At 66.1% G+C, this 21,532-nt stretch carries 17 protein-coding genes, 1 other RNA gene and 1 pseudogene; 15 read left to right on the top strand and 4 right to left on the bottom strand.

All coding sequences use genetic code 11. From position 1 onward, the window contains the following. The first annotated feature begins 327 nt into the window (after window positions 1-327). Complete coding sequence (locus tag I6F21_RS01150) at window positions 328-2,127, top strand: ABC transporter ATP-binding protein (RefSeq protein WP_036003502.1); 1,800 nt, start codon at window positions 328-330, stop codon at window positions 2,125-2,127. 55 nt (window positions 2,128-2,182) lie between these two features. After that, entirely contained in the window at window positions 2,183-3,577 is a 1,395-nt protein-coding gene (locus tag I6F21_RS01145; RefSeq protein ID WP_225182671.1) for an MATE family efflux transporter, read from the top strand. Between the two features lie 31 nt (window positions 3,578-3,608). Here I6F21_RS01145 and I6F21_RS01140 read toward each other — a convergent pair whose 3' ends face one another. Together I6F21_RS01140 and I6F21_RS01135 are read right to left on the bottom strand one after the other, a co-directional pair. Continuing rightward, the gene (locus I6F21_RS01140; RefSeq protein ID WP_036038352.1) at window positions 3,609-4,352 is read right to left on the bottom strand and encodes a sulfite exporter TauE/SafE family protein; all 744 of its coding nucleotides are present in this window, start codon (window positions 4,350-4,352) and stop codon (window positions 3,609-3,611) included. Between the two features lie 136 nt (window positions 4,353-4,488). Beyond that, the gene (locus I6F21_RS01135) at window positions 4,489-5,859 is read right to left on the bottom strand and encodes a PLP-dependent aminotransferase family protein (protein ID WP_225182670.1); all 1,371 of its coding nucleotides are present in this window, start codon (window positions 5,857-5,859) and stop codon (window positions 4,489-4,491) included. Window positions 5,860-5,908: 49 nt separating this feature from the next. Here I6F21_RS01135 and I6F21_RS01130 point away from each other — a divergent pair, with 49 nt between their 5' ends. Next, a complete protein-coding gene (locus I6F21_RS01130) occupies window positions 5,909-6,376 on the top strand; it encodes a DUF983 domain-containing protein (protein ID WP_225182669.1) in 468 nt (155 codons plus the stop codon). A gap of 67 nt (window positions 6,377-6,443) precedes the next feature. Beyond that, window positions 6,444-7,157 (top strand): annotated as a pseudogene (locus tag I6F21_RS01125) (alpha/beta hydrolase). Window positions 7,158-7,359: 202 nt separating this feature from the next. Here the strand turns inward: I6F21_RS01125 and rnpB are convergent. After that, window positions 7,360-7,790: RNase P RNA component class A (rnpB, locus tag I6F21_RS01120), an RNA gene on the bottom strand. Between the two features lie 149 nt (window positions 7,791-7,939). On the opposite strand from rnpB, the gene I6F21_RS01115 reads away from it, so the two are divergent. Both I6F21_RS01115 and I6F21_RS01110 read left to right on the top strand, forming a co-directional pair. After that, on the top strand, window positions 7,940-8,293 hold the full coding sequence (locus I6F21_RS01115; RefSeq protein ID WP_074447535.1) for a YciI family protein: 354 nt from the start codon (window positions 7,940-7,942) through the stop codon (window positions 8,291-8,293). Between the two features lie 137 nt (window positions 8,294-8,430). Further along, window positions 8,431-9,660: an RNA polymerase sigma factor gene (locus I6F21_RS01110; protein ID WP_036028378.1), complete on the top strand. Its 1,230-nt coding sequence runs from the start codon at window positions 8,431-8,433 to the stop codon at window positions 9,658-9,660. A gap of 154 nt (window positions 9,661-9,814) precedes the next feature. On the opposite strand, the gene I6F21_RS01105 is transcribed toward I6F21_RS01110, so the two are convergent. Further along, entirely contained in the window at window positions 9,815-10,675 is an 861-nt protein-coding gene (locus I6F21_RS01105; RefSeq protein WP_193375204.1) for an N-acetylmuramoyl-L-alanine amidase, read from the bottom strand. A 441-nt stretch (window positions 10,676-11,116) separates the two neighbouring features. Between I6F21_RS01105 and rsmH the strand changes: the two genes are divergently transcribed. The 9 genes from rsmH to ftsW all read left to right on the top strand — a co-directional run bounded on the left by rsmH (window position 11,117) and on the right by ftsW (window position 21,431). Then, the gene (gene rsmH / locus I6F21_RS01100; RefSeq protein ID WP_036028388.1) at window positions 11,117-12,106 is read left to right on the top strand and encodes a 16S rRNA (cytosine(1402)-N(4))-methyltransferase RsmH; all 990 of its coding nucleotides are present in this window, start codon (window positions 11,117-11,119) and stop codon (window positions 12,104-12,106) included. 3 nt (window positions 12,107-12,109) lie between these two features. Beyond that, the gene (locus I6F21_RS01095; protein ID WP_036028375.1) at window positions 12,110-12,502 is read left to right on the top strand and encodes a hypothetical protein; all 393 of its coding nucleotides are present in this window, start codon (window positions 12,110-12,112) and stop codon (window positions 12,500-12,502) included. Continuing rightward, window positions 12,499-14,265 (top strand): penicillin-binding protein 2, encoded by a 1,767-nt coding sequence (locus I6F21_RS01090; protein ID WP_036003486.1) that lies wholly within the window; start codon window positions 12,499-12,501, stop codon window positions 14,263-14,265. Before I6F21_RS01095 ends, I6F21_RS01090 begins: the two co-directional genes overlap by 4 nt. A gap of 86 nt (window positions 14,266-14,351) precedes the next feature. Then, window positions 14,352-15,824 (top strand): UDP-N-acetylmuramoyl-L-alanyl-D-glutamate--2,6-diaminopimelate ligase, encoded by a 1,473-nt coding sequence (locus tag I6F21_RS01085; protein WP_225182668.1) that lies wholly within the window; start codon window positions 14,352-14,354, stop codon window positions 15,822-15,824. Next, window positions 15,821-17,203 (top strand): UDP-N-acetylmuramoyl-tripeptide--D-alanyl-D-alanine ligase, encoded by a 1,383-nt coding sequence (gene murF, locus I6F21_RS01080; RefSeq protein ID WP_225182667.1) that lies wholly within the window; start codon window positions 15,821-15,823, stop codon window positions 17,201-17,203. Before I6F21_RS01085 ends, murF begins: the two co-directional genes overlap by 4 nt. Before the next feature lie 139 nt (window positions 17,204-17,342). Next, complete coding sequence (mraY, locus tag I6F21_RS01075; RefSeq protein WP_036003524.1) at window positions 17,343-18,446, top strand: phospho-N-acetylmuramoyl-pentapeptide-transferase; 1,104 nt, start codon at window positions 17,343-17,345, stop codon at window positions 18,444-18,446. A 7-nt stretch (window positions 18,447-18,453) separates the two neighbouring features. Beyond that, a complete protein-coding gene (gene murD / locus I6F21_RS01070; protein WP_225182666.1) occupies window positions 18,454-19,854 on the top strand; it encodes a UDP-N-acetylmuramoyl-L-alanine--D-glutamate ligase in 1,401 nt (466 codons plus the stop codon). A 30-nt stretch (window positions 19,855-19,884) separates the two neighbouring features. Beyond that, the gene (locus I6F21_RS01065; RefSeq protein WP_225182665.1) at window positions 19,885-20,178 is read left to right on the top strand and encodes a hypothetical protein; all 294 of its coding nucleotides are present in this window, start codon (window positions 19,885-19,887) and stop codon (window positions 20,176-20,178) included. 101 nt (window positions 20,179-20,279) lie between these two features. After that, window positions 20,280-21,431, top strand: coding sequence for a putative lipid II flippase FtsW (ftsW, locus tag I6F21_RS01060; protein ID WP_057026925.1), 1,152 nt, complete (start codon window positions 20,280-20,282; stop codon window positions 21,429-21,431). Window positions 21,432-21,532: the final 101 nt, after the last annotated feature.

Below are 21,532 nucleotides of genomic sequence, written 5' to 3'. Positions count from 1 at the left end.
TCGCGCGAGGCCCGTTGCAATCGGCTGGCGACACATCTATAAAGCGCACCTCATTCATTCGAACCGGGGAGAGATTTGCATGATGTCGTCGCAATCGCAGATCGTACGCCCGCGCTCGATGATGACCTCGATCACGTTCTGGCTCGGTATGTACGCGGCCTGTTAGAGGCCTCTTCCGCCAGCTTTGATTGGGCCAAGGTTTTGGCCAAGCGTCCCGATCGCTTCGTTTCCCAAGTCAAAGTCAGTCTTACGTGACGCCGTCGCGGCCTTCGGGCCGACTCGCGTCCATCGATGGAGCCGGCCCGCGCGAAGCGGCCGGATGATGCCATGACCGCTCTGTCAAAGAAGCCCGCCGCCATTCGCGTCGTGCTGCCCTTCGTCTTCCGGCACTGGCTGAAGCAGCCGGTGCGCGGCCTCGTCGTGGCCGGCGGCCTGTTGGGGGCAACCGTCGCCGACCTGTTCATGCCGGTCTTCTCCGGACATCTGGTCGATGCGTTGACCCGCGGACCGTCCGATCCCGATGCGCGCCATGCCGCGCTGGTCGCGTTCGGCGCCATCGTGGCGCTGGGCGCGGCCTCGGTGGTGCTGCGACTCGCAGGGTTGCAGGCGATCGTGCCGTTCACGCTCAAAACCATGTCGGACGTCGCACAAGAGGCTTTCACCCGCGTGCAGCGCTTCTCGACCGACTGGCATGCGAACTCCTTTGCCGGCTCCACGGTGCGGAAGATCACTCGCGGCATGTGGGCGCTCGACCTGCTCAACGACACCATCCTGATGGCGCTGGCGCCCTCGCTGCTGGTGCTGGTGGGCTCGATGATCCTGATCGGGATGCACTGGGCCTCGCTCGGCGTGGTGATCGCGATCGGGGCGATCTTCTACGTCACGATCACGGTGGTGCTCTCGACCCGCTACATCGCGCCGGCCGCCCGCGTCTCCAATGCCTGGGACACCAAGGTCGGCGGCACGCTGGCGGACGCGCTGACCTGCAATGCGGTGGTGAAGTCGTTCGGCGCGGAGTCGCGCGAGGACACGCGGCTCGCCGGTGTCATCAACCGCTGGCGCGTGCGCGTGCGGCGGACCTGGTATCGCTACAATTACACGGCGATGTCGCAGCTTTCCTTGCTGCTGTGCCTGCGCGCCTCCGTGATCGGCGGATCGGTGCTGCTGTGGATGTCAGGTCACGCCTCGCCCGGCGACGTCACTTATGTGCTGACCAGCTACTACATCATCCACGCCTATTTGCGCGACGTCGGCATGCACATCAACAACCTCCAGCGCTCGGTCAACGACATGGACGAGCTGGTGGCGATCCATGACGAGCCGATCGGCATTGCCGATGCGGCCGACGCGCGGCCGATCGCGATCGAGGGCGGCGAGATCGTGTTCGACGACGTCACGTTCCACTATGGCGGCCATCGCGTGCCGCTGTACGACGGCTTGTCGGTCAGGATCCGCGCCGGCGAGCGGGTCGGCCTGGTCGGCCGCTCCGGCTCCGGCAAGACCACCTTCGTCAAGCTGGTGCAGCGGCTCTACGACGTCACCGGCGGCCGCGTGCTGATCGACGGGCAGGATATCGCGCTCGCCACGCAGCAATCGCTGCGCAGCCAGATCGCGATCGTGCAGCAGGAGCCGATCCTGTTTCACCGCACGCTCGCCGAGAACATCGCCTATGGCCGGCCCGGTGCCAGCCTTGAAGCGATCGAGCAGGCGGCCCGCCTCGCCAACGCGCATGACTTCATCCTGCGCCTGCCGAAGGGCTACGGCACGCTTGTCGGCGAGCGCGGCGTCAAGCTGTCGGGCGGCGAGCGGCAGCGCGTCGCGCTGGCGCGCGCCTTCCTGGCGGATGCGCCGGTGCTGATCCTGGACGAGGCGACCTCGAGCCTCGATTCGGAATCGGAGGCGCTGATCCAGGAGGCGATGGAGCGACTGATGAAGGGGCGCACCTCGATCGTGATCGCGCACCGGCTGTCGACGGTGAGGAGCCTCGATCGCATCCTGGTGTTCGACCGCGGCGAGATCGTCGAGCAGGGCACGCATACGGTGCTCGCAGCCAAGCAAGGGGGCATCTATCGCGGCCTGTTCGAGCGTCAGGTGGTGGAGCTCGGACAGATCGCAGCAGCGGAGTGAGGCGCGCGGCGGCGGGGCGAAGTCCCGCCGTCACGGCGTCGAAGGATGGAATGAGATGAAAGACCTGACGCGCGGCTCCATCGCTAGCCACATCCTGAGCATGGCGCCTCCGATCATGGCCGGCATGATCTCGATCATGATCTGCCAGCTGGTCGATCTCTACTTCGTGTCGGGGCTGGGTGATGCCGCAGTGGCAGGCGTGGCCGCGGCGGGAAATGCCGGCTTTCTCGTCAACGGCCTGATACAGGTGCTCGGCGTCGGGACAGTGGCGCTGATTGCGCATGCGGTGGGACGCAAGGACCGGCGGGACGCCAATCTGATCTTCAATCAGGCGGTCGCGCTGTCGGTGCTGTTCGGCCTGCTGACCCTGGTCACGGGAGCGGTGCTGTCGCGTCTTTACATGCGTTCGATCGCCGCTGACCAGGCCACGATCGAGGCGGGGACCACTTATCTGTTGTGGTTCATGCCGGCGCTCGCGCTGGAATTCGTCATGCAAGTCATTGCCTCCGCGCTCAGCGCGACCGGCATCGTGCGCCCCGCCATGTTGGTGCGGGTCCTTGCCGTCATCATCAACATTGCACTGGCGCCGGTCCTGATCTCCGGCTGGGGCACCGGTTATCCGCTCGGTGTCGCCGGCGCCGGACTGGCGAGCACGATCGCGGTGGGCGCCGGCGTCCTGATGCTGCTGGCGTGTTTTCGCAAGGTCGAGCGCTACGTTGCATTCAATCCGGTGCAGTGGCGTCCGCAACCACGCCACCTCAAGCGCATCCTCAATGTCGGTCTGCCGGCCGGCGGCGAGTTCGCAATGATGTTCATCTTCATGGCGGTAGTCTACTACGTGCTGCGCGACTTCGGCGCGGCGGCACAGGCAGGCTTCGGTATCGGTCAGCGCGTCCTCGCCCTCATCCAGATGCCGGCGCTCGCGGTTGCACTGGCGGCCGGGCCGATCGCCGGGCAGAATTTCGGCGCCGGCGACGCCGCGCGGGTGCGAGAGACTTTCGTCAAATCGGTGCTGATCACCTCCATCGTGGCGGTCGGCTTCATGATCCTCGCGCAGCTGAAGCCGGAGCTGCTGCTGGCCGGATTCTCCAACGACCGGGAGACGATGGAGGTCGCCTTTCTGTTCCTGCGGATCATCTCGCTCAACATGGTGGCGCAGGGCCTCATCTTCACCTGCTCCAGCATGTTCCAGGGCCTCGGCAACACCAGGCCTGTGCTGCTGAGCTCGATGACGCGCGTGCTCACCTATTCGCTGCCGGTGCTCTGGCTGTCGACGCGACCCGGATTCCGCATCGAGCACGTCTGGCATCTTTCGATCGCGGCGACGACGCTGCAGGCCGGCTTGAGCCTTTGGCTGCTGCGCCGCGAGTTCGGCAAGCGCTTCGCGCCGCGGGACCAGGCCGCGGAGACGGTGGAAGCCAAGCCGGTCGCGCCTTCCGCTCCCGCGTAGCGAAAGTGACCTCCCGCGAGTTCGCGGCGCTTTAATGCGCGCCAAGGCTGTTCCAGACGAGCGTGAGGCCCGACAGAAACAAGAGGCCGAGCACGACATCGCCGAAATGCTTGTCGTTCAGCGCATGGTAGACGCGCGCGCCCGCCCATGCGCCGATCAGCGTGCCCGGAAACGCGACGGCCGCGAGCCAGACCACCTTGAGGGCGACGAGACCTGATGCCGTCTGCAACACCAGCGCGGTGGCGAGCACCGTGAAGTTAAAGAGTTGGAAGATGCCGCGCCGCTCGTGCTTGTTCCAGCCGCGGATGTTGGCCCACAGGATCGGCAGCGGGCCGGACAATCCGGCAAGTCCGCCCAGAATGCCGCCGGCAAAGCCGATCGCACCGTCTGCGATCCGGCCGCCGATCTTGATCGCGAGCGGCCTCTTGTTCAGATACAGCGCGCTCGAAAAGATCAGGATCAGCACGCCGACGCTCAGCCTGAACACCTCCGGGTCCGCGGAGGCGACCATCATGGTCCCGAGCGGCACGCCAATCAGTCCACCGATCAGGAACGGCCAGACCAGCGAGAGATCGAAATTCTTCCACATCGAGGGCAGCGTCGAGGTCTGTGCGATGACCGAGCAGATCAGCACCAGGGGCACCGCGAGCGAGGGCGGCAGCACGTAGAGCCAGATGCCGAGCGCCATCAGCGCCGTGCCGAAACCGGCCAGTCCCGAGACGAAGCCGCCGGCGAGCGCGCCGAGCAGCAGCAGGACGTAGGTGAGCGTTTCCAACGGATTGTCCTTGTCGCAAGGGGCGACCCTGAACGGTTGATCGCACGGCTCGCATAACATGCCTGCCGGCATCGAGGTCAATCCATGCCGCATGCAAGCGTGATCTGCGGCTTTCCAGCGCCGCGATCGTCAAAGACTAGACGATCTGCCTCGTATCGGCAGGCTTGTGCAGCGCGCCGACCAGGATACGCAGCGCTTCCGTCAATTCCGATCTGTTTCGGGCCGCGCCGAGCGAGACGCGTGCCGCATGCGGCGGTGCCCCGTCGACGGTGAAGGCATCGCCGGCGACGACGGCAAGCCCGTTCCGCAGCAGATGTGCGGCAAGATCGGGCCGCTCCTCCGGCAGCCGCAGCCAGAGATGATGCGCCGCGGGCCTGGCGAGGAACTGAAAGCCTTTCAGCGCGCGTTGCGCGAGCTGCTGGCGCCCGACCGCTTCGTTGCGGATGGCGCTGATGATGCGATCGGCGATGCCGTTTTCGATCCAATGCGTCACCAGCGCGACCATCAAGGGCGCCGGCATTTGCACGGTCGCCTGCAAGGAGGTGCGCATGTCCCGCTGGGCGCCGCTGTCGGGCGTCACCAGATAGGCAACACGCAGCGCCGGCGCGATGCATTTTGACAGCGTCGTTGCAAGATAAGTCCGCTCCGGAATGAGGTTCGCGATCGGCGAGGCCGAGCGGTCGAGCAGCCCGTAGGCATCGTCCTCGATCAGGATGGTGCCGGCATCGCGGATGATCTTCGCAATAGTGCCGCGCCGCTCGGCGGAAAGCGTCGCCGTGGTCGGATTGTGCAGCGTCGGAATGAGATAGACGGCTTTCGGCGTATGCACGCGGCACGCCTTTGCCAGCGCATCCGGCAGGATGCCGTCCTCATCCATGGGGACACCGACGAGCTTGACGCCGAGCAGTGCCGCGGCGGCCTTGATGCCAGGGAAGGTGAGGGCTTCGGTCAGCACCGTATCGCCGGGCCGCGCAAGATGGGCGAGCAGGTTGAAGAGGATCGTCTGGGCGCCGGGAAAGATCACCAGCCTGGCGGCCTGCGCATGCGGAACGCGGGTGCGCATCCAGCGCGCCGCGACCTCGCGCTCATGCGCGCTGCCGCCGGGCGGCTGGTAGTTGAGATACGCCGTCAGGCCCGATTGCGCGCGGAGGGCTTCGAGTCCGGCGATGATGCGCTCGTCGAGCTGCGCCTCCAGCGGGTGCGGCGGCACGTTCATCGACAGGTCGATCGCGACCGGGTGCGGCAGGTCAACCGCGCGCCGCGCGCTGGTCTCCGAGACGAACGAGCCCTGTCCGACCCGGGCTTCCATGATGCCGCGGCGCCGCGCCTCGGTGTAGGCGCGCGTCACTGTGGTGAGGTCGATGCCGAGGACCTTTGCCAGCGCGCGCTGCGTCGGCAGCTGCTGACCGCGCACCAGCCTGCCGGCGGCAATGTCGGCCTCCATGGCCTCGACGATGCGCTGGTAGCGCGGGCCCGAAAGCTCCGAGATTGTAGGGATCCATTCCATGCAATTTTGGCCCATAACCTTTGAATGTATGGATGCAAGATATTATTGTATGGATCATCGAAAAGGAAGAGGTGTGGTCATGTCTGTCTCTCCGGCGACGGTCTCTCTGGCCAAGGCGATGTGGCGCGGGTTCAGCGGCAGATGTCCGAATTGCGGGGAAGGGCACATGTTCGGCCGCTTCCTGAAAGTGACTGACGCGTGCGACCATTGCGGCGAGGAGCTCTTCCACCAGCGCGCCGACGACTTTCCTGCCTATCTCGTGATGGTGGTGGTCGGCCATCTCGTGGTGCCGGCGATCCTCGCGGTCGAGACCGCTTACGCGCCGCCGGAATGGCTGCAACTCGCGGTGTGGCTGCCGGTGACGCTGTTCGCCTCGATCGCATTGCTGCAACCGACCAAGGGCGCCATCGTCGGCCTGCAATGGCAGCTCGGCATGCACGGTTTCGAGGCGGGCAAGCTGCGGCGCGAGGCCGGCGAGCTTGCGCCGGTGCTGGTGAAGGACACGCGCGCCGCCTGAGGCGGCGTTTACATCGCGCGGCATGCCGCTACACTCCATCGTATCAAGCAAGAACGATGGAAACGCCATGGCCCCGCGCGCGAAGACCTTCCTGCTCTGTCACGGCGCATGGTCCGGCGGATGGGCCTGGAAGAAGATGCACCCGCTGATGGCGCAGGCCGGCCACCGCCTGGTGGCGCCGACCTACACCGGGCTCGGCGAGCGCGCGCATCTGGCCAATCCGTCGGTCGATCTCGACACCCATATCCAGGACATCCTCAACGTCATCGCCTTTGAGGACCTCAGCGACATCGTGCTGCTCGGGCACAGCTATGGCGGCATGGTTGCGACCGGCGTCGCCGACCGCGCGCGCGAGCGCGTAACGCAACTGATCTATCTCGACGCCTTCGTGCCGCGTCACGGCCAGTCGCTGTTCGACCTCAACGAGGGCGGGCGCGAGCCGATGCGCAAGGCAGTCAGCTCGGGCGACGGCTATCGCATCCCGCCGAACCCGCCGCCGCCGGACACCTCGCCGGCCGATCTCGACTAGCTCAATGCGCGCCGCGTCCCGATGCCGATCAAGTGCTTCGAGACGCGCCTGAGGCTCGAACATGGCGAGCCGGCGATGCCGCGCAGCTACATCTACTGCACGCGCCTTCCGCCCGGCGATGTGTTCGGGCAGTTTGCCAGGCGCACGAAGAGCGAGAAGGGCTGGCGCTATGTCGAGCTCGACGCCAGCCACGCGCCGAATGTGACGGCGCCCGAGGCGTTGATGGCGGTGTTGGACGAGATCGTCGCATAGGTCGCAGCCGTCATTCCGGGGCGTGCGCAGCACGAGCTACGATGCGCAATTGCGCATCTGAGAATCCATTTCTCCTCCGCGCCGGCCGCCTGATGGATTCCGGGCTCTCGCTTCGCGAGCCCCGGAATGACGGCGGTTGGCTGGCGAGGTGATCGGCCAAAATGGTGAGGGGTCCGATGCGTTGGCACCGAACCCCTCGTCGCACATCAGCCGGCCTGTAAGCCGGGTTCTGTAGGGCACCGTCCGCTTGCGCGAACGATACGTGACGGCCATTCCTCTGGGGTCATGTTTGCACATGGCCTCGAGCAACCTACCCGGACGGCGGGCCTGACATCGCCCCGCGGCGTTATCGCTTTCGCGAACAGCCCGCTTAAGCCGTCCCTATTCGGTTTTGCTCCCGGTGGGGTTTGCCATGCCGGCTCCGTTGCCGGACCCGCGGTGCGCTCTTACCGCACCTTTTCACCCTTACCGCGCCGAAGCCCCGAAGGGCGAAGGCGGGCGGTTCATTCTCTGTGGCACTTTCCCTGGGGTCACCCCCGCCGGACGTTATCCGGCACCGCATGTCAAGGGAGCCCGGACTTTCCTCCCCGGCGGCCTTTCGGCACCTGCCGGAGCGGCCGTCCGGCCGACTGACTGATAACGCATGGGGCATTTGTGACGGTTTCGTCAAGCCGATATCGCCGCGCACGGCCCGCCCGAAATATTTTATCCTGAAGATGTCGTTTGGCGCGCCGCCCGTTCGACTGGTTGTCGGCAACACAGCCGAACACAGGAGTGAAGCAATGCAATATCTGCTGATGATCTACCAGAACGAGGTCGAGTACGCGAAGATCGACGCGGCGACCAGCCAGAAGATCCTGGCCGAGTATCAATCCTTCACGCAAGACATCATCCAGAACGGCAATTTCAAGGCCGGCGACCGCTTGCAGCCGACCACGACCGCGACAACGGTGCGCGTGCGCGACGGAAAGACGCTGACGACCGATGGTCCGTTCGCGGAAACGCGCGAGCAGCTCGGCGGCTATTACCTGATCGAAGCCAAGGATCTCAACGCCGCCATCGAGATCGCGGCGCGGATTCCGAGCGCACGCATCGGCTCGATCGAGGTGCGGCCGATCTGGGTCTATGAGAAGTGACGGCTCTCTCACCTTCGTCATTCCGGGATGCGCCGCAAGGCGCAGGCCCGGAATCCATATCCCCGAATCGTGGTTATGGATTCCGGGCTCGCGGCTTTGCCGCGCCCCGGAATGACGAGAGGGGGTGATCGCGTGACATGACCCCTGGCGAGATCGACAAAATCTTCCGCGACGAGGCGGGGCGGGCGCTAGCCACGCTGATCCGTCTCGTCGGCGATTTCGATCTCGCCGAGGACGCGCTGCAGGATGCGTTCGCGGTCGCGCTGGAACGCTGGGCGTGTGAGGTCCCCGACAATCCGCGCGCCTGGTTCGTCAACGTCGCCAAGCACAAGGCGATCGATCGCATCCGCCGTCAGGCTGTCTTCCGCGGCAAGCAGCAGGCGCTGGTGCACGAGCTCGAGCTCAACGCGCTGGGCCCGGACGAGCCGACAGCAACGCTCGACGATGACATGCTGCGGCTGATCTTCACCTGCTGCCATCCCGCGTTCGCGCCCGAGGTGCAGGTCGCGCTGACGCTGCGCACCGTGTGCGGACTGTCGACAATGCAGGTGGCGCGCGCCTTCCTCGTCGGCGAGGAGGCGATGGCGCAACGGCTCGTCCGCGCCAAGCAGAAGATCAGGCTTGCCGGAATCCCCTATGAGGTGCCGGAACGCGAGATGCTGGCGCCGCGGCTCGATGGCGTGCTCGCCGTGATCTATCTCGTCTTCACCGAAGGCTATGTCGCAACCGAGGGCGCGGACTTGATGCGGCCTGATCTGGCGAGCGAAGCCATCCGGCTTGGCCGCCTGCTGAACCGGCTGATGCCCGACCGCGCCGGCATCAAGGGCCTGCTGGCCCTGATGCTGCTGCACGACGCGCGCCGCGCCGGGCGACAGACGCCGGCCGGCGACATCGTCCTGCTCGAAGAGCAGGACCGCTCGCTGTGGCACCGCGCGCAGATCGACGAGGGGCTGCGGCTGGTGGAGCACGCGCTGCGCGTGCCGGGCCGGCCACAACCCTATGCGGTGCAGGCCGCGATCGCGGCGCTGCATGCGCGTGCGCCGAGCTTCGAGGAGACCGACTGGCCGCAGATTGCGGGGCTGTACGAGGTGCTGCTGCGCATCAATCCGTCGCCCGTGATCGAGCTCAATCACGCCGCGGCGCTATCGATGGTCGATGGGCCGGCACGAGCGCTCGATCTCGTCGATGCGATCGCCGCGCGCGGCGGGCTTCGCGGCTATGAGCTGTTGCCCGCCGTGCGCGCGGATCTGTTGCGGCGGCTCGGCAGGACGGAGGAGGCGCGCGAGGCCTATCGTGCGGCGACGGTGGCGACGCAGCTCGAGCCGTTGCGAAGGCTCTATGCGCGAAGGATGAGGGAGATGGGGTAGGAGCCTCACACGCCGTCATTGCGAGCCAACGGGTCCGCGCGAAGCGCGGCCCGATGACAGGCTCCGCGAAGCAATCCAGACTGTCATCGTAGAGACAGTCTGGATTGCTTCGTCGCAAGAGCTCCTCGCAATGACGGCGTGTACGGCTACTCCGTCACTTCGACGCCACCGGCGTTCCTTCCGCCGGCAGGCTCGACAGCAGCGCCTGTAAGGTCGACAGCGTCGAGTGATCGGCGACGCCGTCCAGCCGCGCCGGGCGGAAATGGCGCTGGAAGGCGGTGACGACTTCCATTGTCGCAGCGTCGTACTTGCCGTTCAGGGGCACGCCATAGCCGTACCTTGCGAGCGCCTGCTGCATGCTCAGCACCGCGTCGCTGATGGTGCCGAGCATGAGAGTCTCGCCGCGGACGATCGGCGCGGGCGTCACCCAGTGGCCGACGCCGGAATTGGCCAGCGAATGCCACGGAAATTTCTCGCCGGGATCCTTCTTGCGGGCGGGCGCGACGTCGGAATGGCCGAGCACCCGGTGCGCCGGCACCTTGCGGCGGAGCATGATGCCGCGGCACAGCGCGATCACGGCGGCAATCTGGCGCAGCGGATACTCCGGATAGCCCCAGTCATGGCCGCGATTGATGATCTCGATTCCGATCGAGCAGGAGTTGACGTCGTCCTCGCCGGCCCAAGAGGAGACGCCGGCGTGCCAGGCACGCTTGGCCTCAGGCACGCATTGCACGATGCGGCCGTCCTCCAGCACGACATAATGCGCCGACACTTCGGTGCCGGCGGTGCAGAGGCGCGCCAGTGCGCCTTCGACATCGGGCATGCCGGTGTAGTGCAGCACGATCATGTCCGGCTGCCGTCCCTTGTTGCGCTCGCCATGGTTCGGGGAGGGGATGATGTCGGAGACGATCGAGGAATCGGGCTCGAAGGTGCGCAGGCCCGCCACGGTCTTGGGAACCGGGAGAACGCGGTGACGCTTCGAATCAGATCCAGGCGTGGACGAACCCGAGGGCATGAGCAGCTCAAATGGACGGAGAGTGGGGCAAGCCCTTCTCTTTACTATTCCTTTACCCTTCATCGCGCGCAATCGCGCGGCGCGGTTAACGGATTCATTTTGGCAATGTGTGTGGATGACGCATCACTCCCCTCGTCACCTTTTCCACTTGTCACGAACCGAGCAACGCTTTCTTAACGCTAAGGGCCGTTACTGAGAGATGAAGAGCCGACCCGCGTCCGGAGGCGGCCAAAGCGTATTTTGGCTCGAAATCCCATGGCTGCCCGACAAATTCCGCTGGGAACACTGGGTTTGTGGCCCGGGACGATCGGGCTCGGTAACCATGCTGGACGAGGGCTTTGTCGTGGAACCGCCGCGACGCGCAATGATTCGAGGCGTTATGGGCTTGTTCGGCCTCGATTCCGCTTGGGTATCTCGGCCGGCGGCCGGCAGGCGTCGCGCATGAGTTCGGTTCCGCACATCCCCGTTCTTGGCCGTGAGGCCATCGCGCATCTCGCCCCGCGCGAGGGCGGCGTCTATGTCGATGCCACGTTTGGCGCCGGCGGCTATAGCCGCGCGATCCTGGACGTGCCGGGAACCCGAGTGATTGCCATCGATCGCGACCGCACCGCGATTGCCGGCGGTGCCGAACTGGTCGAACGCGCCGCGGGCCGGCTGACGCTGGTCGAGGACCGCTTCTCCAACCTCGCCGAAGTCTGCGCGGCGCAAGGCGTCGATGGCGTCGACGGCGTCGTAATGGATGTCGGCGTGTCCTCGATGCAGCTCGACCAGGCCGGCCGCGGCTTCTCCTTCCGCCTCGACGGTCCGCTCGACATGCGGATGGGACAGACAGGTCCGACCGCGGCCGAAATCGTCGCGCGCGCCTCGGAAGGCGATCTCGCCGACATCATCTATCTCTTCGGCGAGGAGCGGCATTCGCGTCGCATCGCCCGCGCCATCGTGGCGGACCGGCAGGAAACTCCGTTCACGACCACGCGCGCGCTCGCCGATCTCGTCGGCAGGGTGGTGCGATCGAAGCCCGGCGACATTCACCCGGCGACACGGACGTTCCAGGCGCTGCGCATCTTCGTCAACGAAGAGCTCGAGGAGCTCCAGACCGCGCTCGCTGCGGCCGAGCGCGTGCTCAAGCCCGGCGGCCGCCTCGTCGTCGTCTCGTTCCATTCGCTGGAAGACCGCATCGTCAAGAATTTCCTCTCCGAGCGTTCGAAGACCGGCGGTGGCTCGCGGCATCTGCCGGAAGTCGCGCAAATTGCGCCGAGCTTCCAGCTGCTGACGCGGCGACCGGTCGTCGCCGGCGAGGACGAAGTTGCGCACAATCCGCGCGCGCGCTCGGCAAAGCTGCGCGCGGCCGAGCGCAGCTCGGCGCCGGCGCATGAGACCAATGAGGCATCGTCCTGGCCGAAGCTCGCCGACGTGATGAGGGGCGGCTAGCGCATGCGCATCATTCACCTCCTCGTCATCGGGGCGCTGATCTTCGCAGCCGCTCATGTCTACCGGATCAAGATGGACTCCACGGCGCGTACCGAGAAGGTGCTGCGGCTGCGTGCGGAAATCCGCGAGCAGCGCGATGCGATCGCAGGGCTGCGGGCCGAATGGGCCAAGCTCGATGCGCCGCATCGGCTGCAGGGCCTGTCCGACCGGCATCTGCACCTCAAGCCGGTCAACGGCACGCAATATGATTCGCTGAAGAGCCTGCCGGAGCGTCCGCCCCGGATGTTCAGGCCGGGCGAGCCCGATCCGATCGGGGCCATGCTCAAGACCATCGAAGCCGCGAGCGACCCTGATGCGGTGACGGGCTCCGTGCCTCAGCGCGAGGACAAGCAATGAGCCCGGCAACGCCTGCAAAACTTACCGAAAAGTCGACCGAGCGGTCAGGTGAACCTTGGCGGCGGCGGCTGATCCGAAGCCTGCTCTACGGGCGCAACGTCGATCGCGCCGCGAAGGCGCGCGCGCGTGTCGGCCTCGCCATGCTCGCCTTCGCTTCGGTCTATGCCCTGATCGGCGGGCGGCTCGTGATGTTCGCGATCGGCGCCGACGCCCACAGCGCGCGCCGCGCCGCAGCGCAAGAGGTGGTTGCGACCGCGCGGCCCGACATCGTCGATCGCAACGGCGCCATCCTTGCGACCGACGTCAAGGCGGCGAGCCTGTTCGGCGAGCCGCGCCGCATCATCGACAAGGACGAGGCGATCGAGCTCCTCACCGCGACCATTCCCGACCTCGACGAGGCCGAGGTGCGCGAGCGCCTGAGGACACGCAAGGGCTTCGTCTGGCTCAAGCGCGAGGTCACGCCGGCGCAGCAGCAGGCCGTCCACAAGCTCGGCATTCCCGGTATCGGATTCCTGCGCGAGAATAAGCGCGTCTATCCGACCGGCAACGAGGTCGCTCACCTCATCGGTCTCGTCAATATCGACAACCAGGGCATCGCCGGCCTCGAGAAGTGGCTCGACAATCAAGGGCTCGCCGACCTCCACCGCGCCGGCTTTGCCACCGACCGGTTGCAGAAGCCGATCGAGCTCGCGGTCGATCTGCGCGTCGAGCACGCGCTGCGCGACGAGCTGTTGAAGGCCAAGGACAAGTTCCGCGCCAAGGCCGCGTCAGGCATCGTCTCAAACGTCAAGACCGGCGAGATCGTGGCGATGGTCTCGCTGCCGGACTTCGATCCCAACAATCCGAAGGAAGCGCACGACCCCGACCGCATCAACCGCCTCACCACCGGCGTCTACGAGATGGGCTCGACCTTCAAGGCGTTTACGCTGGCGATGGGGCTCGATTCCGGCAAGATCAATCTGAACTCGATGTGGGACGCGCGCGGAAACCTGCATTACGGCAAGTTCACGATCCACGACAGCCATCCGGTCGGGCGCTTCATCAACACCAAGGAAGTGTTCACCTACTCGTCCAACATCGGGGCGGCACGGATTGCGCTCAACCAGGGTGTCGAGGCGCACAAGGCGTTCCTCGCCAAGCTGGGCCAGACGACGCGGCTGCGCACCGAATTGCCGGAGAGTGCGGCGCCGCTGCTGCCGCGGCGCTGGAGCGAGCTGAACACGGTCACCGCCGCGTTCGGCCAGGGCCTGTCGGTGGCGCCGTTGCAGGCGGTGATGGGCATCAACGCGCTGGTGAACGGCGGCTATCTGATTCCGCCGACATTCCTGAAGCGCAGCGAATCCGAAGCCCAGGCGATGGCCAAGCGCGTCATCAAGCCGGAGACCAGCGACAAGATGCGGTTCCTGATGCGGCTCAATGCCGAAGTCGGTTCGGCGAGAAAGGCGGACGTCAAGGGCTATTACGTCGGCGGCAAGACCGGCACGTCCGAGAAGGTCGTCAACGGCCGCTACGCCAAAAAGCGCGTGCTCAACTCCTTCACCGCCATCCTGCCCTGCGATGATCCCAAATATCACGTCCTGATCATGCTGGACGAGCCGCAGGCACTGCCGGAAACGCATGGTTTCATCACCTCGGGCTGGAACGCGGTGCCGACCGGCGGCAAGGTGATCGAGCGGATCGCGCCGCTTCTGGGGGTCGAGCCGCGGTTCGAGCTGCCGCCTGCGGAGCGCCTTATTCTTGCAGCATCCAGGACAACCCAGTAATCAACCGGGTGGGCCATCGCCGCTGCTGAGTCGGGATTTTCCCCGGAGGATCCGGCTTTCCGGCACGGCATGTCGACTGGAACACCATGAAGCTGCGCGACCTCTTGGGTCAGGATGTCAAGGGCAATGATGCCGCGATCGAGCCCGCCGCTGCGGCGCTCGAGGTGAGCGGCCTTGCGCTCGACAGCCGCGTGGTCCAGCCGGGCAATCTCTTCTTCGCGCTCGCAGGCAGCAAGACCGACGGCGCCCGCTTCGTCGATGCCGCGATTGCGGCGGGCGCGGTGGCCGTCGTCGGCGACCATGCGCCGGCCGCCTGCAAGGTGCCGTTCATCACGAGCGCCAATCCGCGCCGGGCGCTGGCGCTGGCCGCAGCGAGGTTTTTCCCGGCGCAGCCTGCGACGATCGCCGCGGTGACCGGAACCAGCGGCAAGACCTCGGTCGCCGCGTTCACACGCCAGATCTGGGAGCGGCTCGGGCACGCCTCCGCCAGCATCGGCACCATCGGTCTCGTGTCGCAGAAGCGCACCGTCTATGGCTCGCTGACTACGCCGGATCCGATCGTGCTGCACCGGCAGTTGGACGAGATCGCGCGCGAGGGCGTCACGCATCTCGCCTTCGAGGCGTCTTCGCACGGGCTCGACCAATATCGCCTCGACGGCGTGCGCATCTCGGCCGGCGGCTTCACCAATCTCTCGCGCGACCACATGGATTACCATCCGACCGTTGCGCATTACCTCGCGGCTAAGCTCCGCCTGTTCCGCGAGCTGGTGCCGCCTGATGGCGCGGCGGTGATCTCGGCCGATCATGATTGCTCGGCGGAGGCGATCGATGCGGCGACATCGCGCGGCCTGCGCGTCATGGCGGTGGGCCGCAACGGCGATGGCGCCGGCGAGGGCATTCGCGTCACGGAGGCCGTGGTCGAAGGCTTCTCGCAAAAGCTCACGGTCGAACATCGCGGCAGGGCTTACGCGATCCGGCTGCCGCTGGTCGGCGAATTCCAGATCGAGAATGCGCTGGTGTCGGCCGGCCTGGCCATCGGCACGGGCAGCGATGCTGAAAACGTGTTTGCGAGCCTCGAACATCTCGAAGGCGCCAAGGGCCGGCTCGAGCGCGTCGGCGAGCGCAATGGCGCGCCGATCTTCGTCGATTATGCGCACAAGCCCGATGCGCTCGCGAAGGCGCTGCAGGCGCTGCGGCCTTATGCCCGGCGCAGGCTGGTCGTCGTGTTCGGCGCCGGCGGCGACCGCGATGCCGGCAAGCGTCCGATCATGGGCGAGATCGCGGCGGAGAACGCCGACGCCGTCATCGTCACCGACGACAATCCGCGCAGCGAGAAGCCGGAAGCGATCCGCGCCGCGATCCTCGCCAGCGCCAAGGACGCCCGCGAGATCGGCGACCGCGCCGAGGCGATCCGCGCCGCGATCGAGGACTTGCAGGAGGGCGATGCGCTGCTCATCGCCGGCAAGGGCCACGAGACCGGGCAGATCGTCGGCGGCGAGGTGCTGCCTTTCAGTGATCACGAGGCGGTCGCCGCCGCACTAGCGTCGAGGGTTGCATGAGCGGGCCAATATGGACGGTTGCCGAGGTCGCGCGCGCGCTGGGCGTCGCCGGATCGTTCCCGGCGACGGCAATCGATTTCGTCACCCAGGACAGCCGGCTGGTGAAGCCGGGCAGCCTGTTCGTTGCGCTGAGCGGCACGCCGAGCGGAGGCTTCATCTCGGCTTTCGCCAGCGCGCGCGACGGCTGGGAGTTCGCCGACAAGGCGGAAGCCGCGGGCGCAGTGGCGATGATCGTGCCGCACGAGATCGCGGGCATCCGCATTCCCCAGATCGTGGTCAAGGACACGCTGATCGACGGCCTCTGGGGCCTCGCGCGCGCCGCACGCGCGCGCTTCAACGGCCCGGTGATCGGGCTTACCGGCAGCGCCGGCAAGACCAGCACCAAGGAATTCATCGCCGCCTATCCGAACGCCTATGCGAGCCCCTCGAGCTTCAACAATTTCTGGGGCGTGCCGCTGACGCTGTGCAATGCCAGGCGGGACGCCAGCCTCTGGGTCGTTGAGATGGGCATGAACCAGAAGGGCGAGATCGCCCGTCTCAGCGAGCTCACGCAGCCAACCGTCGCGCTCGTCGTCAACGTCCAGCCGGTGCACCTGGAGAAGCTCGGCTCGCTCGAAGCCATCCGGCGCGAGAAGGTATCGATCGCGCTCGGGCTGCCGGAGGATGGCGTGCTGGTGCTGCCTGCCGGAATCAAGGCTTCCGAGTGGAAGGGCGAGGTCGTGCGCTTCGGCGGCGAGCACGCCGAGGTGCACGAGGTCGCGCACGCGCCGCACGGCGAGAGCTGGCAGGTCGTGGCCGCGATCGGCAGGAAGGAGATTGCCTTCAGCCTCACCCCTGGCGCGCCGCACCGGGTGCACAATGCGCTGGCCGCGCTCGCCTCGGTTCATGCCGCGCATCTGGACGTCGCGACCCTCGCGGTCAAGCTCGACCGCGTCGGCATCATGACCGGCCGCGGGGTCGAGCAGGCGGTCGGCGATATCACCGTGATCGACGACAGCTTCAACGGCAATCCGGCCAGCGTGGCCGCGGCGCTGCAAAGCCTGCAGGCGCGCAACATCAGCGGCGGCCGCCGCATTGCGATTCTCGGCGACATGCTCGAGCTCGGCGCGGACGCAACGAGCTATCACACCGGTCTTGCCAGCCACCTCGACGGCATCGATGGCGTCTATTGCGTCGGGCCGCTGATGCGCCACCTGTTCGACGCATTGCCCTCGGGCAAGGGTCTTGGCTGGCACGACGATCCCGCCACGCTGAAGCCGGACGAGGTCGCAAATCTGCTGAAGGCAGGCGACGTCGTGGTTGTCAAGGGCAGCAAGAAGATGTTCTGGGTCAACAAGTTTGTGCCGGGGCTGGTGGCCGCCTTGCAGGCAAAGGCGTAAACTGCTTGGAAGACGCCGTTCCCGAATCCCACCCTTTGCGGCGGAAGCCGTCCGTTTCCCGAAACGCGCGGCCCATGACGAAGACCAGCGAATGCGCGTGAAGCACCTGGACGTGCAAAGGCGCCATAGGACCGTCTGAATGTTTTACTGGCTGATCGAGCTTTCCAACACATTTCCGGGCTTCGGTGCCTTTCGCACCTTCCTGAACGTCTTCCGCTACATCACCTTCCGCACCGGTGGCGCCATCGTGACCGGCGCGCTGTTCGTGTTCCTGTTCGGCCCCTGGATCATCGATCACTTGCGCATCCGTCAGGGCAAGGGCCAGCCGATCCGCACCGACGGTCCGCAATCGCATCTTTCCAAGAAGGGCACGCCCACCATGGGCGGGCTGATGATCCTGTCCGGGCTCACGGTCGGCACCGTGCTGTGGGCCAATCCGCTCAACCCCTATGTCTGGATCGTGCTGGCGGTGACGCTCGGCTTCGGCTTCGTCGGCTTCTATGACGATTACCTCAAGGTGACCAAGCAGACCACGACCGGGTTCGGCGGCAAGCTGCGCCTCTTGATCGAAGCCGTGATCGCGCTGGTCGCCTGCTATGCGCTGGTGCGGCTCAACCGCGATCCCGCCTCCACCGCGCTGACGATTCCCTTCCTAAAGGATACCGTGCTGCATTTCGGCTGGTTCTTCGTTGTCTTCGGCGCCTTCGTCATCGTCGGCGCCGGCAATGCGGTGAACCTCACCGACGGCCTCGACGGCCTCGCCATCGTGCCCGTGATGATCGCCACCGCGAGCTTCGCGATGATCGCCTATCTCACCGGCAACTTGGTGTTCGCCGACTATCTCCAGATCAAATATGTCGCAGGCACCGGCGAGCTCGCGGTGCTCTGCGGCGCGTTGCTCGGCGCCGGCCTCGGCTTCCTCTGGTTCAACGCGCCGCCGGCCTCGATCTTCATGGGCGACACCGGCTCGCTCGCGCTCGGCGGCATGCTCGGCGCGATCGCGGTCGCGGTGAAGCACGAGATCGTGCTCGCGGTGATCGGCGGATTGTTCGTGCTCGAGGCGGTTTCGGTCATCGTGCAGGTCGTGTCCTTCAAGCTCACGGGCAAGCGCGTGTTCGCGATGGCGCCGATCCACCATCACTTCGAGCAGAAGGGCTGGACCGAGCCGCAGATCGTGATCCGATTCTGGATCATCTCGGTGATGCTGGCGCTCGCCGGCCTCTCGACGCTGAAGCTGCGGTGACCGATCGATGATCCCCGTCACGTCCTTCGCCGGCAAGACGGTCGCGGTGTTCGGCCTCGGCGGCTCGGGGCTCACCTCCTGCCATGCGTTGAAGGCCGGCGGCGCCGACGTGATAGCCGCCGACGACAATGCCGAGAACGTCGCCAAGGCCGCGCAGGCCGGCTTCATCACCGCGGACTTGCGCAACGTCTCCTGGGCGAAGTTCGCCGCGTTGGTGCTCGCGCCCGGCGTGCCGCTCACCCATCCGGTGCCGCACTGGAGCGTCTTGAAGGCGCGCGAGGCAGGGGTGGAGGTGATCGGCGACATCGAGCTGTTCTGCCGTGAGCGGCGCCGCCATGCGCCGGACGCGCCGTTCGTCGCCATCACCGGCACCAACGGCAAGTCGACCACGACGGCGCTGATCGCGCATCTGACCAAGGTCGCCGGCTACGACACCCAGATGGGCGGCAATATCGGCACCGCGATCCTGTCGCTGGAGCCGCCGCGCATGGGCCGCGTCCACGTCATCGAGATGTCGTCCTACCAGATCGACCTTACGCCCTCGCTCGATCCCTCCGTCGGCATCCTGCTCAACGTCAGTGAGGACCATATCGATCGCCACGGCACGATCGAGCATTACGCCGCGGTGAAGGAGCGCCTCGTGGCCGGCGTGCAAGGCGGCGGCACCTCGATCGTCGGCGTCGATGACGGCTATTGCCGCGACATTGCCGACCGGCTCGACCGCGCCGGCAAGAACGTGGTGCGCATCTCGGTCAAGAATCCGCTCGCGTCGGGCATTTACGTCGAGCACGGCACCATCGTGCGCGCCGCGGGCGGCGCCCGCAGCGAGGTCGCCGCGCTCGGTGGCATCGGCTCGCTGCGCGGCCAGCACAACGCGCAAAACGCGGCCTGCGCGGCTGCTGCCGCGCTCGCGATGGGCATCAGCCAGGACGTGCTGCAGAACGGCCTGCGCAGCTTTCCGGGGCTGGCGCATCGCATGGAGCAGGTCGGGCGCCGCGGCAACGTGTTGTTCGTCAACGATTCCAAGGGCACCAACGCGGACGCCACCGCCCATGCGCTGTCGTCCTTCGCCGACATCTTCTGGATTGCCGGCGGCAAGCCGAAGGCCGGCGGCATTACGAGCCTGACCGGGTTCTTCCCGCGCATCCGCAAAGCCTATCTGATCGGCGAAGCCGCGCAGGAGTTTTCGGGCACGCTGGGCACACAGGTCGGGCACGAGATCAGCCAGACCCTGGACGTTGCGGTCGAACACGCGGCCCGCGATGCGGAAGCCTCTGGCCTCACCGATGCCGTCGTGCTGCTGTCGCCCGCCTGCGCCTCCTTCGACCAGTACCGCAACTTCGAGATCCGCGGCGCCAAGTTCCGCGAGCTGGTGCAAGCGCTGCCGGGTGTGCAGCCGGTGGTGTGAGGACACCGACACCAACGATTGAATGACATAATGACTCTGGTAGGCGCCTGGCTTGTAGACGAGACCGATGAACTGGCGCTAGCCCGCCTGGGAAATGTCCTGCTCGAGTTCGATGAGAGCGGTGGGCTGCGCTACACAATTCGTGAGCACGACAAGCGACAAATCATCAATCTTCGATATCGGGTGGAGGGCTCGGCGATTGTCACCGACCAGCCCTCAGCTCCACAAGTTGAACGAACCCAGTTCTCATTCGCCGAGGATGGCGTTCTCACTCTGGCGTTTGGCGGCATACCCTATCGATTCGTCAGGGCTCCCGGTTCGTAGCCTGGCACCAACGCTTCGCTCAAAAGTTACCCGTCCCTTTAACCTCCCGGTAACCAACCTCGGCGACCAATGAACGGACCTCTGTCCGAAAGCGGCCGCCCATGCTCTCCCGTGAAGAACGCACCCCCTTTTCCGAGTGGTGGTGGACCGTCGACAAGCCGCTGATGGGCGCCATCCTGGGGCTGATGCTGACCGGGGTGATCCTGTCGCTGGCGGCGAGCCCGCCGGTTGCGACCCGCATCGGGCTCGATGCCTTCCATTTCTTCAGCCGCCACGTGCTGTTCCTGGTGCCGTCCTGCATCGTGCTGCTCGGGGTGTCCTTCCTGTCGCCGCGCGCGATCCGCCGCTCGGCGCTGATCATCTTCGCGGCGAGCATCGTCCTGATCGTGCTCACGCTCGCCTTCGGCCCGGAGGTGAAGGGCTCGCGCCGCTGGATCACGCTGCTCGGCGTCAACATCCAGGCCTCCGAGATCGCAAAGCCGTCCTTCGTCGTGATCGCGGCCTGGCTGTTCGCGGAATCGACGAGGCGCCCGGAGATGCCGGCGACCTCGATGGCGGTGGTGCTGCTGCTGATGCTGGTCGCGCTATTGGTGATGGAGCCGGATTTCGGCCAGACCATGCTGGTCCTGATGGTGTGGGGCTCGCTGTTCTTCATCGCGGGCATGCGGATGATCTGGGTGTTCGGCCTCGCAGGTCTCGGCGCGGCCGGCCTGTTCAGCGCCTATCTGTTCGTTCCGCACGTCGCGGGGCGCATCAAGCGCTTCATGAACCCGGCCTCCGGCGACACCTTCCAGGTCGATACCGCCATGGAGGCTTTCTACAACGGCGGCTGGTTCGGGCTCGGACCGGGCGAGGGCATCGCCAAGCGCAGCCTGCCGGACAGCCACACCGACTTCGTCTTCGCGGTCGCGGGCGAAGAGTTCGGCATCATCCTGTGCCTTGCGATGCTGGCGCTGTTCGCCTTCGTCGTCATGCGCACGCTGTCGCGCGCCTATGCCAACGAGGACATGTTCTCGCGCTTTGCGGCGTCCGGGCTCGCGATCCTGTTCGGCGTGCAGGCGGCGATCAATATGTCGGTGAACTTGCAGCTCATCCCCGCCAAGGGCATGACGCTGCCCTTCATCTCCTATGGCGGCTCCTCGATGGTCTCGCTCGCCTATGGCGTCGGCATGATGCTGGCGCTGACGCGGCTGCGCCCGCGCACCGAGGTCGAGGCGAGCGGCCACGCCGAGGCGATGCGCAGTTACGCGTGAGCCGTCATTGCGAGGAGCGAAGCGACGAAGCAATCCAGGCTGTCTCCGCGGAGGTGGTCTGGATTACTTCGCTTCGCTCGCAATGACGAGAAAGACCCTGT

Origin of the sequence: Bradyrhizobium sp. NBAIM03 (assembly GCF_020194055.1) — a bacterium.
Lineage (GTDB): Bacteria > Pseudomonadota > Alphaproteobacteria > Rhizobiales > Xanthobacteraceae > Bradyrhizobium > Bradyrhizobium yuanmingense.
This window is presented reverse-complemented; position numbering and strand designations above follow the sequence as displayed.